The 16,724-nt window shown below is 65.1% G+C and carries 11 protein-coding genes; 6 read left to right on the top strand and 5 right to left on the bottom strand.

Features of this window, described 5'->3' with window-relative positions; all coding sequences use genetic code 11:
• The first annotated feature begins 6 nt into the window (after window positions 1–6).
• A complete protein-coding gene (locus ACOSV0_RS12500; RefSeq protein WP_434106489.1) occupies window positions 7–2,235 on the top strand; it encodes a pseudouridine synthase in 2,229 nt (742 codons plus the stop codon).
• A 144-nt stretch (window positions 2,236–2,379) separates the two neighbouring features.
• On the opposite strand, the gene def is transcribed toward ACOSV0_RS12500, so the two are convergent.
• The 5 genes from def to ACOSV0_RS12525 form a co-directional block, all read right to left on the bottom strand.
• The gene (gene def / locus ACOSV0_RS12505; protein WP_434106490.1) at window positions 2,380–2,913 is read right to left on the bottom strand and encodes a peptide deformylase; all 534 of its coding nucleotides are present in this window, start codon (window positions 2,911–2,913) and stop codon (window positions 2,380–2,382) included.
• Window positions 2,910–4,976: an NAD-dependent DNA ligase LigA gene (gene ligA / locus ACOSV0_RS12510; RefSeq protein WP_434106491.1), complete on the bottom strand. Its 2,067-nt coding sequence runs from the start codon at window positions 4,974–4,976 to the stop codon at window positions 2,910–2,912. The genes def and ligA overlap by 4 nt, the downstream gene beginning before the upstream one ends.
• 284 nt (window positions 4,977–5,260) lie before the next feature.
• The gene (locus tag ACOSV0_RS12515) at window positions 5,261–6,532 is read right to left on the bottom strand and encodes a cell division protein ZipA C-terminal FtsZ-binding domain-containing protein (protein ID WP_434106492.1); all 1,272 of its coding nucleotides are present in this window, start codon (window positions 6,530–6,532) and stop codon (window positions 5,261–5,263) included.
• 117 nt (window positions 6,533–6,649) lie between these two features.
• Entirely contained in the window at window positions 6,650–10,168 is a 3,519-nt protein-coding gene (gene smc, locus ACOSV0_RS12520; RefSeq protein WP_434106493.1) for a chromosome segregation protein SMC, read from the bottom strand.
• Between the two features lie 149 nt (window positions 10,169–10,317).
• Window positions 10,318–11,316: a DMT family transporter gene (locus ACOSV0_RS12525; protein ID WP_434106494.1), complete on the bottom strand. Its 999-nt coding sequence runs from the start codon at window positions 11,314–11,316 to the stop codon at window positions 10,318–10,320.
• Between the two features lie 613 nt (window positions 11,317–11,929).
• On the opposite strand from ACOSV0_RS12525, the gene dapC reads away from it, so the two are divergent.
• From dapC to prmB, 5 genes are all read left to right on the top strand, one after another.
• The gene (gene dapC / locus ACOSV0_RS12530) at window positions 11,930–13,147 is read left to right on the top strand and encodes a succinyldiaminopimelate transaminase (protein WP_434106495.1); all 1,218 of its coding nucleotides are present in this window, start codon (window positions 11,930–11,932) and stop codon (window positions 13,145–13,147) included.
• Window positions 13,148–13,223: 76 nt separating this feature from the next.
• Window positions 13,224–14,051 carry a 2,3,4,5-tetrahydropyridine-2,6-dicarboxylate N-succinyltransferase gene (dapD, locus tag ACOSV0_RS12535; protein WP_434106496.1) on the top strand — a complete coding sequence of 276 codons (828 nt, stop codon included), beginning with the start codon at window positions 13,224–13,226 and terminating at the stop codon, window positions 14,049–14,051.
• The gene (locus tag ACOSV0_RS12540; protein WP_154567453.1) at window positions 14,051–14,416 is read left to right on the top strand and encodes an ArsC family reductase; all 366 of its coding nucleotides are present in this window, start codon (window positions 14,051–14,053) and stop codon (window positions 14,414–14,416) included. The genes dapD and ACOSV0_RS12540 overlap by 1 nt, the downstream gene beginning before the upstream one ends.
• A gap of 222 nt (window positions 14,417–14,638) precedes the next feature.
• Window positions 14,639–15,778, top strand: a complete 1,140-nt coding sequence (gene dapE / locus ACOSV0_RS12545) for a succinyl-diaminopimelate desuccinylase (RefSeq protein ID WP_434106497.1) — start codon at window positions 14,639–14,641, stop codon at window positions 15,776–15,778.
• Window positions 15,779–15,794: 16 nt separating this feature from the next.
• Window positions 15,795–16,679: a 50S ribosomal protein L3 N(5)-glutamine methyltransferase gene (gene prmB / locus ACOSV0_RS12550; protein WP_434106498.1), complete on the top strand. Its 885-nt coding sequence runs from the start codon at window positions 15,795–15,797 to the stop codon at window positions 16,677–16,679.
• The last annotated feature ends 45 nt before the right edge of the window (window positions 16,680–16,724 follow it).

Genomic DNA, 16,724 nt, shown 5'->3' on the forward strand with positions numbered 1-16,724 from the left:
GATTTCATGCGAGTCAAATTAACAGCCAAGCACCCGCGGCCGGCTTCGTCCGAACGCGCCCCTGTCCGTACCGGAAGCACCTCGGCGCGTAAGCCGACGCGTCCGGTCGGACCGCGGCCGTCTACGCCGACGGCCGGGTTTAACGGGGTACGGGGTGAAGGCGCAGCGGGTGGCGGCAAGCGGCCGGCTGGCGCAGGTAAGCCGGCTGGCGCCGGGGCGCGCGCGCCGCGGGCTGAAGGATCGTTTTCCCGCGAGCGGGATGCGGGTGGTGCCGGCGCTGCGCGCCGGGCGCCGTCGGATCGTCCGCCGCGGCGTGAAGGGGCCGGCGGTGCACCGCGACGATTTGAGGGCGGCGGTGATCGCGCCCCGCGTCGGGATGATGGCGAGCGCGCGCCCCGTAAGTTTGAAGGTGGCGCTGATCGTAGCGAACGCGCTCCGCGCCGCGCTGACGATGAACGTAGCCAAGGCGCTCCGCGCCGGTTTGAGGGCGGCGGCGATCGTGCGCCGCGTCGGGACGAGGGCGCTCGTGCGCCCCGTAAGTTTGAAGGTGGCGCTGATCGTAGCGAACGCGCACCGCGTCGCGCTGACGGCGAACGCCCTCAAGGCGCGCCGCGCCGGTTTGAGGGTAACGACCGCGGTCCACGTCGGGACGATAGTGAGCGTGCGCCCCGTCGGTTTGAAAGTGGCGGCGATCGCAGCGAACGCGCACCGCGTCGCGCTGACGGCGAACGCAGTCAAGGCGCGCCACGCCGGTTCGAAGGCAGTGGCGACCGCAGCGAGCGTGCGCCACGTCGTTTTGAAGGCGGTGCGGATCGCGGCGAGCGTAGCCAGGGCGCGCCCCGCCGCTTCGAAGGAAGCTCGGACCGCAGCGAACGCGCACCCCGCAGTTTCGACGGCAACCGCGCCCCGCGACGTGACGAAGGCGAACGCCGCTCGTTCAGCGGTCCGCGCCCGGGTGCAGGCCGTCCGTCGGAAGGCGGCCCACGTGGCGAGCGTCCGGCGCGGGATGCATCGGATCGCCCCCGCTTCGGCAGCGACCGTGGCGCACCGCAGGAGCGCCGCAGCGGCGAGCGCGGGCCGCGCAGCGACAGCGCACCGCGCCGTTTTGAAGGCGAGCGCGGCGCGTCCGAGCGTGGCGAGCGCACTTTCGCGAAACCCGTCAAAAGCGGCTACGGCGATCGCACGGATCGTCCGGCGCGCGCACCGCGCGACGACCGCGCCGAACGGGCACCCGCCAAACGTGAATTCGGAGATCGTCCGCCGCGTGCCGGCGAACGCAATGAACGTAGCGAGCGGGGCGACCGCCCTGCTCGCAGCTTCGACAAGGCACTGCCGGCTGCCGGCCGCCGCTTTGGCGACGACAACCGCCCCACCCGTGCCGACAAGCCGCGTGGCCCGGCGCCCGCAGCCAGAGCCGAACGCGACGATGACGCCGATGCCGCGCCGCGCACACCACGCCGCGATTACGAAGACGCACCGGGCACCCTGCGCCTCTCCAAGCTGATGTCGGAACTCGGCCTGTGTTCACGCCGCGAAGCCGACGAGTGGATCGAAAAAGGCTGGGTGCTGGTCGACGGCGAGCGGATCGACACGCTCGGCACCAAGGTTCGTCCGGACCAGCGCATCGAGATCGACCCCGCCGCCGAAGCCGCGCAAGCTAGCCAGGTGACGGTCCTGATCCACAAGCCCGTGGGCCTCGTATCGGGCCAGGCGGAAGACGGTTATCAACCCGCGATCACGCTGGTCACGCCGGAAAATCGCTGGGAAGGCGACAATTCGGACATCCGCTTCTCCGTCTCGCATCTGCGCCAGCTCGCGCCGGCCGGGCGCCTCGACATCGATTCGACGGGCCTGCTGGTGCTTACGCAAGACGGCCGTATCGCCAAGCAGCTGATCGGCGGCCATTCGGAGATCGACAAGGAGTACCTGGTGCGCGTGGCGTTCGGCGAGCACACCGTTGACGTCGAAAGCCACTTCCCGCCGGAAAGCCTCGCGCTCCTGTGTCACGGCCTTTCGCTCGACGACGTCCCGCTGAAACCCGCACAGGTCAACTGGCAAAACGGCGAGCAACTGCGTTTCGTCCTGCGCGAAGGCAAGAAACGCCAGATCCGCCGGATGTGCGAGCTGGTCGGCCTCGAAGTGATCGGTCTGAAGCGCGTGCGGATGGGCCAGGTGATGCTGGGCGCGCTGCCGCCGGGCCAATGGCGTTATCTGTCGGCAGACGAGTCGTTTTGATGCCAGAAGCTTGACGCCCAGATAGCGACAAAACGATTCATGGTGCCCGCACCGTGAATCTCGCCCAACAAAAAACCCACGCATTGGCGTGGGTTTTTTGTTTCCGGCAGCGGCGCTGCGATCGCCGCGAGCCAGGATGCGATGTCAGTCGTCGCTATCCGGATCCAGATCCGGAAACAGGACTTCCGTGAAGCCAAACTTCGCGAAATCGTTGATCCGCATCGGGTACAGCTTGCCGATCAGGTGATCGCACTCATGCTGCACGACACGCGCGTGAAAGCCCTCGGCGACGCGGTCGATCGGCTTGCCGAATTGATCGAAGCCGTGATACCTGATCATCGAGAACCGGCTCACCGCGCCTCGCAAACCCGGCACCGACAGACACCCTTCCCAGCCCTCTTCCATATCCTGAGACACGGGCGTGATGGTCGGGTTGATCAGCACCGTCTCCGGCACCGGCGGCGCGTCCGGATAGCGCTCGTTGTGCCCGAAGCCGAAGATCACCACCTGCAGATTGACGCCGATCTGCGGTGCGGCCAGCCCAGCGCCATTCGCATCGTGCATGGTCTCGAACATGTCTTTGACAAGCTCATGCAGCTCGGGGGTGTCGAAATGGTCGACCGGATCGGCAATTTGCAAAAGGCGCGGATCGCCCATCTTGAGAATTTCGCGGATCATAACTGCCCCTCCAGGAGCTTACGCAACCCATCTTCGTCGAGTACGGGGACACCGAGTTCCTCCGCCTTCGCCAACTTGCTGCCGGCTTCAGCTCCGGCCACCACATAATCTGTTTTCTTCGACACCGAACCGGCCACCTTCGCGCCTGCCGCTTCGAGCATCTCCTTCGCTTCCTCGCGCGCCAGCGTCGGCAAGGTGCCGGTCAATACGACCGTTTTGCCGGCCAGCACGCCTTGCGGCGCCTTCGGCGCGGGCGGCCCTTCCGGCCATGTAACCTTGCCCGGCGCGCGCAGTTGCTCGATCACCGTGCGGTTGTGCTCTTCGGCAAAGAACTGGTGAATCGACTCGGCGACCACGGGCCCGACATCGTTCACCTCCAGCAATTCTTCGACCGAAGCATCCATGATCGGATTCAACGAGCCGAAATGTTTGGCGAGATCTTTCGCTGTCGATTCGCCCACATGCCGGATGCCGAGCGCGTAAATAAAGCGCGCCAGCGTAGTGTTCTTGGCTTTTTCGAGCGAGTCGAGCAAATTCTGCGCGGACTTTTCGGCAAAACGGTCGAGTTCGGCCAGCGTAGCAAAGCCGACGTTGAACAGATCGGCCGGCGTGCGCACCAGATTCTGCTCGACGAGTTGATCGATGATCTTTTCGCCTAGCCCGTCGATATCCAGCGCCCGCCGCTGCGCAAAATGCCACAACGCCTGTTTGCGCTGCGCCGGACAGAACAGCCCGCCCGTGCAGCGCGCAATCGCCTCGTCCGGCAGCCGTTCGATGCTCGAGCCGCACACCGGGCATTGCGTAGGCATGACGAACTCGTGGGCGTCGTCCGGGCGGCGGTCGAGCAGCGCGCTCACCACTTCGGGAATCACGTCGCCGGCGCGCCGCACGATCACCGTGTCGCCGATGCGAATATCTTTACGGCGTACTTCGTCTTCATTGTGCAGCGTCGCGTTCGTCACCGTCGCGCCGCCGACGAACACCGGTTCCAGCCGCGCAACCGGTGTGATCGCGCCGGTGCGGCCAACCTGCACGTCGATCGCGACGAGTCTGGTCAGCGCTTCCTGCGCGGGAAACTTGTGCGCCAAAGCGAAACGCGGCGCGCGCGAGACAAAGCCGAGCGCGTCCTGCTCATCGCGCCGGTTGACCTTGTAGACAACGCCGTCGATATCGTAAGGCAGCGTATCGCGCTTTTCGCCCACCGCGTGGAAGAACCCCAGCAAGCCTTCGGCGCCCTGCACCACCGCGCGTTCGCCATTCACCGGCAAGCCGAGTTCCTTGTACCAGTCGAGCAATTCGCTATGCGTGGCCGGCATCTCGATGCCTTCGAGCACGCCGATTCCATAAGCGAAGAACGACAACGGCCGTTGCGCGGTGATCTTCGAATCGAGCTGCCGCAAGCTGCCTGCCGCGGCATTGCGCGGATTGGCGAACTCCTTCTGTTCAGCAGCCCGCTGACGCTCGTTCAGGCGCTCAAAATCGCGCTTGAACATGAGCACTTCACCGCGCACATCGAGCACATGCGGCACGCGTTTGCCTTTGAGCCTGAGCGGAATGGAACGGATCGTGCGGACGTTTTCCGTGACGTTCTCACCAGTCGTACCATCGCCACGCGTGGACGCCTGGACAAACATGCCGTCGACGTAACGCAGCGAGATCGCAAGGCCGTCGAACTTCAGCTCAGCCGCATAATCGACCGGCACAGGCGGCTCGCTCGCGTTCTTGCCGAGCGCGTCGCCGACGCGTTTGTCGAACGCGACGATGTCTTCGTCCTCGAAGCCGTTGTTCAGCGAAAGCATGGGCTGATCGTGCACCACCGGCTCGAACCCGCTTGACGCCTCGCCACCCACGCGCTGGGTGGGCGAATCCGGCACAACCAGGTCCGGATGCTCCGTCTCGATTCGCTCCAGCTCCTTGAAGAGCTTGTCGTATTCCGCGTCCGGCAGGTCCGGCTGGTCGAGCACGTAGTACGCGTAATTGGCGCGTTCGAGTTCCGCGCGCAGCCACACGGCCCGCTCTGCGGGAGCGCTGGTTGCAGGATTTGAGGCGGGAGTTCGGGCCATGCTGTCGGACGCTTCTTCAATGGAATTCAGACATTGGATTATCGCAGGAAGCGTGCCCCTTTACATCGGCCGAATGGCCAGTTTCGTGCGTTCGTCATTGCCGTGAAACGACCGCTGAAAACGCCTCGCAATACGCCAGTTGAAGCGCCGCTCGAGATGCCAGGTCAAGCATCACCTCGGACACCCCATGAGGCTACCATTGCGGCGCCCCGTGAAACACTGCCCAGAACGCCAACGGCCGCACATCGTGCGGCCGTCGAGTACTGCTCAAAAAAGCAGAAGCGTTACTGGCTGAACAAACGCCGGGTAGCCGGCGAACCCGCCGGAATGCCCGCCTGCTCGAGCTTTGCGTAGAGCGTCATCAACTGCTTTTCGATCGCCAGCAATGCGGTTTCCGGCAACGGACGGCGCCCATCGTCGACCACCCGCCCGCCAATACGCTCAGCCAACGACTTCGCGTAGTCGCACATCAGGCGGAACGGCAGGATGTCTTCGTCCGCGACCGGCACGTCGAGCACCAGGGTGATCATCTGGCCGCCCTTGTAGGTCAGGTCGTCGCGCAGGAAATTGGTGTCGCCGAATTGCAGCATGAACACCGGGCTCTGCTTCGCGTCGAGCTTGACGAAGCGCGTGCCGTCGCGCGAGAGCAGCAAGCCGTCCTGCGACGCGATTGCCTGGACATAGTTGGCCGACCACGGCGCCCCGTCGGAGAGCACGTTGATCGACAGTTGCGCATCGCACTGCGCAGCGAAGCCGTCGAGTTCGCGCGCCATCGCCACCGTTTCGAGCATGTCGGGGAATTCCGGCGACGCGTCGAGCGCATCGGCAAACTGCTGCACGCCGGTCACGAACTCCGAGAACTCCAGCTCATTGAGCGCGCCACTCCGATTGGCCAGTTGCGCGGCCGCGCGCAGCTCTTCATAGCGCGCACCGTTCTGCAGCAATTCCCAGGCCCCGCCTTCGAGCTTGCCTTCGATATGCACCGGCTTGCTGCCGGCGCGACGCAGACGTTGCGCGAGCGGAATGACCTTGTCGCCGGCCACCGGGCCGTTCAGACGAATCGGCACGATGCAGTCGATGCGGCGATCGACGATAGCCGGCGGCGCCGACGAAATCGTCGTGGCCGCGGGCAGGATCGGCTCGACCGGTTCGCCGGCTTGTGCAGCCTTGCCCGTTTCAGCCGCCACGCCGCCTTCGGCTTCGGCAACACCCTCAGCTTCCGGATAGCCATTCGGCGTAGTCGTCTCGGCCTGAATATCGGCCGGCGTATCGAGCGGCGCGGCGGTTGCGCCGAAAGTCGGCTCGACACGCGCCGTTGCGGTTTCCGCCGCCGCCTCCGAACCCACGACCGGCTCGCGCCGTGTGGTCGGCCGAGCCGGCTCGATAAACGGGCTCTGCTCCTCCTGATCGTCCCGCGCGAAGCTTTCGGCGGCATCCGCCGGCATCGGGCGCGGCATCTTGCGGCGCACCTTCGCGCCTTGCCATGCGTTGTACACGACCACGCCCCCGACCACCACGGCACCCGCGCCGATCAAACCGAGTGTCAACTCGTCCATGCATGCTCCATCAGCAATTCTTCTGTCTGCGCGGCTTTGCGCCCGCCCCATGTGTCGCGCGGCCGATGGCCGCTGCGCTGAACGCGGGAGCCCGCGATGATCAATCTAAACGAAAACTCAAACGATATTCTGGGCGAAACCGGCAGCCGTTTCCATGTCGACAGCAACGATCCGCGACACGCCCTGCTCCTGCATGGTCACGCCGATCAGTTGCTGCGCCATTTCCATTGCGATCTTGTTGTGCGAAATGAACAGGAACTGCGTCTTGTCCGACATTGCCCGCACGAGGTTCGCAAAGCGTTCCGTGTTGGCGTCGTCGAGCGGCGCGTCCACTTCGTCGAGCAGACAGAACGGCGCGGGATTCAGCTGGAACATCGCGAACACCAGCGCGGTGGCGGTCAGGGCCTTCTCGCCGCCCGACAGCAGGTGAATCGTCGAATTCTTCTTGCCCGGCGGCTGCGCCATCACCTGCACGCCGGCGTCGAGAATCTCGTCGCCGGTCATGATCAGCTTGGCCTGGCCACCGCCGAAGAGACGCGGGAACAGTTCGCCGAAATGACGGTTCACTTCGTCGAAGGTGCCTTGCAGCAGCGTACGCGTTTCGCCGTCGATCTTGCGGATCGCGTCTTCGAGCGTTTCGATCGCGTTGTTCAGGTCGGCCGATTGCGCGTCGAGGAACGTCTTGCGCTCGGTCGCGGCCTTCAGTTCGTCCAGCGCGGCCATGTTGACCGGGCCGAGCGCCGTGATCGCGTTGTTGATCCGCGTGACCTCGCCTTGCAGATACGACGGCTTCATGTCCGGCGTGAGCTTGGCCTGCAACTCGGCTTCATCGACGCCGGCTGCCGCCAGTTGCTCGACGAACTGCTCGCCGCTCAGGCGCGCGGCCTGTTCCTTCAGCTGCAATTCGTTGATGCGGTCGCGCAGCGGCTGCAGCGCACGCTCGGCGGTCAGACGGGTTTCGTCGGCGGCACGCAGCTTGGCGGTCAGATCGTCCAGTTCGAGGCGCGCGGCGTGCAGCGCTTCTTCCTTGACCGCGCGGATATCGAGCGCGTCCTGCAAGCCGGTGTGCGCGGTTTGCTCGTTGATCGTTTCCAGTTCGGCGCGCGCATCTTCCAGCGACGCGGCAACGCGTTCGCTCTGCTCGTGCGACACCTGGATGCTGCGTTTCAATTCATCGATGCGGTTCGCCATGTTGCGCGCGGCGAAACGCGCGTCGGTGGCGGCCCGATCGAGATCGCGCGATTGGGCGCGCGCGGCGGTGAGCTGTTCGTCGAGTGCTTCGAAGGCCATCTGGTGATCTTCGAAACGCGCCTGCAACTCGGCGAGTTCGGTGTCGTGACGCTCGAAATTCGCTTCCGATTCGCCACGCAATGCGCGCTGCTCTTCGATCTGCGCGGTGATTTCTTCGAGCTCTTCGCGGATTTGCGTGCTGCGCTGCATGTAGCGCTCTTGCGCTTGCGCGAGCTTGAGCACGTCCATCTGCAATGCGTGCACGCGTTGCGTGGCGCGTTCCGACTGTTGACGCACGTCGGTCAACGCTTGCGCGGCTTGCGTGTGGGCGGCTTCGGCACGGATCGCGGCGGCCTTCGCCTCATCGGCGAGCAAGGCCTGCGCACGCACCTGACGGCCCAGATTTTCGATTTCCTGCTGACGGGCCAGCATGCCGGCCTGTTCGGAATCGGCGGCATACAACTGAACGCCGACACGCGTCACGACGTGGCCGGCCTTCACGACGAACGAGCCGCCTTCCGGCAACTGCGAGCGCATGGCCAGCGCCTGTTGCAGATCGTCAGCGACGAAAGCAAGGCCGAGCCAGTCGTTCAGCACGGCGCGAATACCCGCGTCGTCGATACGAACCAGCGATAGCAGCGGACGCAAGCCCGCCGGCGCAGCAACCGTCTGACCGGCTGCCGGCGGTGCGTAGAACGCGAGCTTGGCGGGCGGCGCATCGGTGGCGAACGCCTTGACCCAATCGAGGTTCGAGACTTCCAGGGCGGCGAGCCGCTCACGCAGCACCGATTCCAGCGCGGCTTCCCAGCCGGCTTCGACATGCAGCTTCTTCCACAGACGCGGCAAGCCGTTCAGTTCATGCTTTTCGAGCCACGGCTGGATCTTGCCTTCGGTCTGGACGTTTTCCTGCAATTGCTTGAGCGCGGCAAGCCGTGCGTCGAGCTGATGAATCTGCGCATTCTCCGACTGCACGCGCTCCTGGGCCGCACGCCGTTCGCCGTCGAGACGCGGCAGCGTTTCCTGCGCGTCGGCGAGACGGGCCTGCGCGTCATGCAGGATTTCTTCGTGCTCGGCGAGCTGCATGCGCAGGTCTTCGAGCTGGGCTTCGTCGGGCGCATCGAGGCCGCCCGCTTCCGACTTCAGCCGTTCGTGACGCTGCTGCAACTGCTGCAATTGCTGATCGGCGTTGCGCTGATGCGCGGCTTCGAGCTTGAGTGCCTGCTCGGTCTGCGCGATACCGCCGCGCTCGGCGTTCAGTTCGGTCTGCGCATCGCGCCAGCGCGCTTCGAGCGCCGGCATCGCGTCATGCTTTGCGGCGGCTTCGTCTTCAGCCAGTGCGGCTTTTTCTTCGGCGACGGCCAGCTGTTCTTCCGCGTCTTCGAGATCATCTTGCGCCTTTTGGGCTTGCGACTGCCACTGCTCACGCTGCGCGGTCAATGCGGCGATCTGCGCCTGCACACGGTTGCGCGACTCGACGATGAACTTGATTTCGGCCTCGAGGCGGCTGACCTCGGCGTTCGCCTCGTACAACGCACCTTGCGCGCCCTGCATCGCGTCGCTGGCGGAATAATGCGCGACGCGCAGCGTTTCGAGCTGCGCTTCGACTTCGCGCAGCCTGGCGGTTTGCGCTTCGAGGTCGATCTGCGCCTGTTCGATCGCGCGTTGCTGGCGTTCCTGCTCGCCGCCGGCTTCGTTCTTGCGCAACAGCCACAGGAGACGCTGCTTCTCTTCGCCGTCGGCCTGCAAATCCTTGTATCTGGTCGCGACGACCGCCTGCGCCTCGAGCTTCTCGAGATTCGCACTGAGTTCGCGGACGATGTCTTCGACGCGAACCAGATTCTCGCGCGTATCGTGTAGACGGTTCTCCGTCTCGCGGCGGCGTTCCTTGTACTTCGACACGCCCGCGGCTTCTTCGAGGAACACGCGCAGCTCTTCCGGCTTCGCCTCGATCAGGCGCGCGATCATGCCCTGCCCGATGATCGCGTACGCACGCGGCCCAAGGCCGGTGCCGAGGAAGATGTCCTGAATGTCGCGGCGGCGCGCCGGCAGGTTGTTGATGTAGTAGCTCGAGGTGCCGTCGCGCGTGAGCACGCGCTTGACGGCGATCTCGGCATACTGCCCCCACTGCCCGGCGGCACGGCCGTCGGCGTTGTCGAACACGAGTTCGACGCTGGCGCGGCTACCCGGCTTGCGCGCGGTCGAGCCATTGAAGATCACGTCCTGCATCGACTCGCCGCGCAGCTCGGAAGCGCGCGATTCGCCGAGCACCCAGCGCACGGCGTCGATGATGTTGGACTTGCCGCACCCATTCGGTCCGACCACGCCGACGAGCTGGCCCGGGACCTGGAAATGCGTGGGATCGACGAATGACTTGAAGCCAGCGAGTTTGATCGAGGTCAGACGCACGGCGATTTCGCTGTTTGAAAAGGGAAAATAAAAAGTGGCTCGCGAAGGCCGCGCCAGCCGTTCGCCGATGCAGCGAAACGGCCCGCGAAACCCCGCGATACGGGCGCCGATCGCACACCGTGAAGCATGCGTCAGCTAATGAGGGGCAATCATACCATCGCGCGTGAGCGGTTCTTATCGTCCTTACGGTCTGCGCCGGGGTCTGCAACGCGGTCGACGTCGAGACCCGCATCCTGATTGGACGGATCGGGCGGCAAAGCCCTGGTTCGGTGCACCCAACTGGACAGTGCCGACGCCAGCACGATGCACGCGCCGCCGGCCCATTCGCGCGGACCCGGCGTCTCGCCGGCGAACAGCCACGCGGACAAAGCCGTCACCACGATCTCGAACAGCATGATGATCGAGGCCCGATTGGCCGGCACGCGCGCGAGCCCGTACTGCACCAGCATATTGTTCGACGCCAGCAGGAAACCGAGGCCGAGCACCAGTAACGCGGCCGTGCCGAGATGCGCGCCGGTGGGCGGTGCAGGCATCGCCTCGAACAGCGACGCACAGGCGCTGAAAATCGCGGCGCCGCCGAAGATCGTCGCGGTGCGCATTTCGGGCTTCATCTCAGGCAGCACGCGACTCGTCTTGAGGATCAGCACGTTGCTCATCGCGAAGCCCATGCCGCCCGCAAGCCCGGCCCATTCGGCGAGGTTGCCGGGCACCGGCAGGCCCAGTTGCGGCGACCACAGCATGGTCATCGCGCCGGCCAGCGACAGCGCGGCGAGGCCCGCGCCCGACCAGGTCAGCCGTTCGTGCAGGATGAAGTGGGCAAAGAGCGCCGTCCAGGCGGGCGTGAGATAGAACAACAGCAGGACGCGCATCACTTCGCCGTGAATCGAGCCCCAGACGAAGCCGAGATTGGTCACGCCCGCGGCCAGCGCGAGAGCCGGCAGCAGCCAGTGCCAGCGCACCGTCTTGAGCGCGCGATAACGGACCAGCAGAACGAACAGGCAACCGGCACCGCTCGTCAGCGCGCTTGCCGCAGTGCCGGTGACGCCGAGCGCATTCAGCATGCGCAGCGGGTACCAGATCATCCCCCACACCGAGGCGCCCAGCATGATCGCGAGGGTGGGCCAACCATTGCGGAGCCAGTTGCTCATGATGCGAGACTCCCGCGGCTACCGGAGCTGTCGTGGCTGTCGGGGCTGTTGCGGACGGCGTTGCGGACCATTTTGACCGCGTTGCCGGTGTTGCTGCACCTGCCGGCGGCGGCGTCGTTGCGCCAGCTTCGTCTTGATGTCTCTGTTGCTGCTACGGCCATTGCTGCTCCTGCTTCTTTCTTGCGCGAACCGTCCGCGGTTCGCGTCGTTCCCGCTGCGTCGCATTGCCTGCGCTGCCTGGCGGGTTGCGCCGCGTCCTGATACGCCTAGCGCCGCTGCAATGTGCCCCTGATGTTTTGTGCGGCGGCACATTGCCTGCGTTCGGGCCATTGCGGCCCTGAGTCGTCCTCGATCCTACCGTGAGTTGTCTCTCTGTTGCATGCGTTCTGGATGGCTCAACCGACTTTGGCTGGCATCGGGTCGCGCTCCACCAATGTCCTGCCTCGCCGCCGCCCCGTGCCAGCCCGCGAACGGCCGCGTGCCACGTTATAATCATCCGTTCGCCAGCGCTGCTACTGCTTTCGCGCCTTTCAGGCGTTTTTGCCGTCAGCGCGTGTACCCGGCATTTCCCAGCATCCGTCTGCGCCCTCTTCGATCAGGCTCGATCCGCCCAGTGAACCCGCTACTCGACTCCCTTCAGCCCTATCCGTTCGAAAAGCTGCGCGCGCTTTTCAAGGACGTCACGCCGCCGGCCGGCCTCGCGCACATCAGCTTCGGCATCGGCGAACCGAAACATCCCACGCCCGCGCTGATTCGCGACGCCGTGATTGCCTCGCTCGGCGGTTTGTCGGCTTATCCGGCTACCGTCGGTTCGCCGGCACTGCGCGAGTCGATCGCTAAATGGGCGACGCAGCGCTACAACCTGCCCCCGGTCGATCCGGCCACCCAGGTGCTGCCGGTGTCCGGTTCGCGCGAGGCGCTGTTTGCGCTCGCACAAACGGTTATCGACCCCAAGCGTAATGCCGACGGCGAGCCTGCGATCGTACTCTGTCCGAACCCGTTCTACCAAATCTATGAAGGCGCGGCGATTCTGGCCGGCGCGCAGCCGTACTTCGTGAATAGCGATCCGGCGCGCAACTTCGCCTGCGACTATTCGGCGGTGCCGGACGACATCTGGGCGCACACGCAACTGCTGTACGTGTGTTCGCCGGGCAACCCCACCGGCGCGGTGCTGACGCTCGACGACTGGCGCGAACTGTTCGCGCTGTCGGACCGTTACGGCTTCGTGATCGCCTCGGACGAGTGCTACTCGGAAATCTACTTCGACGAAGCCCATCCACCGCTCGGCGGCCTGGAAGCGGCCCACCAGCTCGGCCGCGGCTTCGAGCGCCTCGTGATGCTGTCGAGCCTGTCCAAGCGCTCGAACGTGCCTGGCATGCGCTCGGGCTTCGTGGCGGGCGACGCGGCGATCCTGAAAGACTTCCTGCTATACCGGACATACCACGGCGCGGCCTTGTCGACGGTGTTCCAGAGTGCCAGCATCGCGGCCTGGAATGACGAAACGCACGTGCGCGAGAACCGCGCGAAGTACGTGCAGAAGTTTTCCACCGTGACGCCGATGCTCGCCGGGGTGCTCGACGTACGCCTGCCGGACGCCGCGTTCTACCTGTGGGCAGACGTCTCGCGCACGGGCCTGTCGGACACCGAGTTCGCCCAGCGCCTCTACGCCGACTATAATGTGACGGTTCTGCCGGGCTCGTTCCTCGCGCGCACCGCGCACGGCGTGAACCCCGGCCGCAATTTCGTGCGCCTCGCGCTCGTCGCCGATGTCGACGAATGCACGCAGGGCGCGCAACGGATCGTCGATTTTTGCCGCGCGCTCGCGGGCTGAGTTTTCGTGAGTTATCCAGCAACCCCGCGCACCGCATTCCCTTCTTCAGACTTCAACTCTTCAGAAAAGCACGCATATGTCGCAACAACTTCAGCAGATCATTGATACCGCCTGGGAAAACCGCGCCGACCTGTCGCCGAAGGCCGCGCCGGCCGAGGTGCGCGAAGCCGTCGCCCACGCCATCGAGCAACTGGACAAGGGCGCGCTGCGCGTCGCCGAGAAGAAAGACGGCGACTGGGCCGTCAATCAATGGCTGAAGAAAGCCGTGCTGCTGTCGTTCCGCCTGGAAGACAACGTGGTGCAACCGGCCGGCGGCTACTCCCAGTTCTACGACAAGGTGCCGTCGAAGTTCGCCAACTACACCGCTGAAGACTTCGCCGCCGGCGGCTTCCGCGTGGTGCCGCCCGCCATCGCGCGCCGCGGCTCGTTCATCGCGAAGAACGTCGTGCTGATGCCGTCGTACACCAACATCGGCGCCTATGTCGATGAAGGCACGATGGTCGACACGTGGGCCACTGTCGGCTCGTGCGCGCAGATCGGCAAGAACGTTCACCTGTCGGGTGGCGTGGGCATCGGCGGCGTGCTGGAGCCGCTGCAGGCCAACCCGGTCATCATCGAAGACAACTGCTTCATCGGCGCGCGTTCGGAAGTGGTGGAAGGCGTGATCGTCGAAGAAAACTCGGTGATCTCGATGGGCGTGTACCTCGGTCAAAGCACCAAGATTTACGACCGCGAAACCGGCGAAGTCACGTACGGCCGCATTCCGGCGGGCTCGGTGGTGGTGGCAGGCAACCTGCCGTCGAAAGACGGCTCGCACAGCCTGTACTGCGCCGTGATCGTCAAGAAGGTCGACGCCAAGACGCGCGCGAAGGTCGGCCTGAACGAGCTGCTGCGAGGCGACTGATGGCACGCGGCACCAAGACTGTCGTCTACGGCATCCCGAACTGCGACACCGTGAAGAAAGCCCGCGTGTGGCTGGAAGAGCATGGCGTCGAGTTCGAGTTCCACGACTTCAAGAAACACGGCGTGACCGAGCCGCTGGTTCAGGACTGGCTGAAGGACGTGAAGCTCGACGCGTTGCTGAACCGTCGCGGCACGACCTGGCGTGGCCTGTCCGACGACATGAAGGCGGCGGCGGACACGCAATCGGGCGCGATCGCGTTGATGATCCACAAGCCGTCGGTGATCAAGCGGCCGGTGCTGGTGGTCAACGGGAAGGTCAAGTCGCTCGGTTTTTCCGTGGACGAATACACGGCGCTGTTTGCCTGAGCTGTTTGCCTGACGCTATTTGTCCCGGCGGACGCTGTTTGCTGACGCGCGGTCCTGCTCGCGTGACTCGACGCACGGGACCAAACGCCAGGCTCAGCGCCACGCTCGAACGCAACGGGTAGTAAAACGCGGCCTCGCCGCGTTGCTTAAAAGCTGTTGCCGGCTGCGGTGTCCCACCGCCAGCCGGCATTTTTTCATTTCACAGTGGCTTGTACTGAATCCATGTCCGGCACCCTCGCCCTTACCGAACAACTGATCGCGCGCGCCTCCGTGACGCCCGACGACCAGCACTGCCAGCGCCTGCTGATCGAACGCCTGTCCGCGCTCGGCTTCGAGCACGAGACCATCGAATCGCACGGCGTGACCAACCTGTGGGCCGTCAAGCGCGGCGTCGACGGCACGCGCGGCAAGCTGCTCGCGTTCGCCGGCCACACGGACGTCGTGCCGACCGGCCCGCTCGAACAATGGCACTCGGCGCCGTTCGAGCCGACCCACCGTGACGGCAAACTCTACGGGCGCGGCGCGGCGGACATGAAGACGTCGATCGCCGGCTTCGTGGTGGCAAGCGAGGAATTCGTCGCGGCGCACCCGGCGCATCGCGGCTCGATCGCCTTCCTGATTACGAGCGACGAAGAAGGCCCCGCCACCGACGGCACCGTCAAGGTCGTCGAAGCGCTGCAGGCACGCGGCGAGCGCATGGACTACTGCATCGTCGGCGAACCGACGTCGAGCGTGCAGTTCGGCGACATGGTGAAGAATGGCCGGCGCGGGTCGATGTCGGGCAACCTGATCGTCAAGGGCGTGCAAGGCCATATCGCCTATCCGCATCTGGCGAAAAATCCGGTGCATCTGCTCGCGCCCGCGCTGGCCGAGCTGGTCGCCGAACGCTGGGACGACGGCAACGAATACTTCCCGCCCACCACCTGGCAGGTGTCGAACATCCATAGCGGCACCGGCGCCACCAACGTGATCCCCGGCCATGCGGACGTGATGTTCAATTTCCGCTTCTCGACCGCGAGCACGGTGGAAGGCCTGCAGGCTCGCGTCCATGCGATCCTCGACAAACACAATCTCGAATACGACCTGCAATGGACCGTGAGCGGCCTGCCCTTCCTCACGCCGCGCGGCGATCTGTCGAACGCGCTGGCTAAAGCCATCAAGGACGAAACCGGCGTGACGACGGAACTGTCGACCACCGGCGGCACCTCGGATGGCCGCTTTATCGCCCGCATTTGCGAGCAGGTGATCGAGTTCGGCCCGCTGAACGCCAGCATCCACAAGATTGACGAACATATCGAAGTCGCACACATCGAGCCGCTGAAGAACGTGTATCGCCGCGTGCTCGAACAACTGATCGCCTGACCAAGGAATTTCCGCGATGACGCTCCCGTTTTCCACCGTCCGCGACCTGCTGCGTTTCGCGGTGTCGCGCTTCAACCAGGCCGGGCTGTCGTTCGGCCACGGTTCCGCCAACGCCTACGACGAAGCCGCCTATCTGATCCTGCACACGCTGCATCTGCCGCTCGATCTGCTGGATCCGTTTCTCGACGCGCGTCTCTCCGCGTCCGAAATCGACGCCGTGCTGAACGTCATCGAGCGCCGCGCCGGCCAGCGCGTGCCGGCGGCCTACATCACGCAGGAAGCGTGGATGCACGGCTTCCGCTTCCACGTGGACGAACGCGTGATCGTGCCGCGCTCGTTCATCGGCGAGTTGCTGCAGGACGGTCTGCAACCGTACGTGGAAGATCCTGAACAGGTGGGCGCCGTGCTGGAGTTGTGCACCGGCTCCGGCTGCCTCGCGATCCTCGCGGCGCACGCGTTCCCGAACGCGGATATCGACGCCGTCGATCTTTCCGCGCCCGCGCTGGAAGTGGCCACGCGCAACGTCACGGACTACCGGCTCGACGACCGTATCGCCCTCTTCGAAGGCGACCTGTATGCGCCGCTCGCCGAACGCCGCTACGACGTGATCATCAGCAATCCGCCGTATGTGAACGCCGCCTCGATGCAGGAACTGCCCGCCGAGTACAAGCACGAGCCGGACATGGCTTTGGCCGGCGGCACGGACGGCATGGATATCGTGCGCCGCATCATCGCCGAAGCGCGCAACTGGCTGACCGAAGACGGCGTGCTGGTGGTCGAGATCGGCAACGAACGCGCGAACGTCGAAGCGGCCTTCGGCGGCCTCGATCTGGTCTGGCTGTCGACGAGTGCCGGCGACGACAACGTGTTCCTGATTCAGGCCGCGGATCTGCCGGTCTGACGTTTTATTGCCGGACCGCCGGTTGCCACATCGCCGGTTGCCCGA

Origin of the sequence: Paraburkholderia caffeinilytica (assembly GCF_051027425.1) — a bacterium.
GTDB classification, from domain to species: Bacteria; Pseudomonadota; Gammaproteobacteria; order Burkholderiales; family Burkholderiaceae; genus Paraburkholderia; species Paraburkholderia caffeinilytica_A.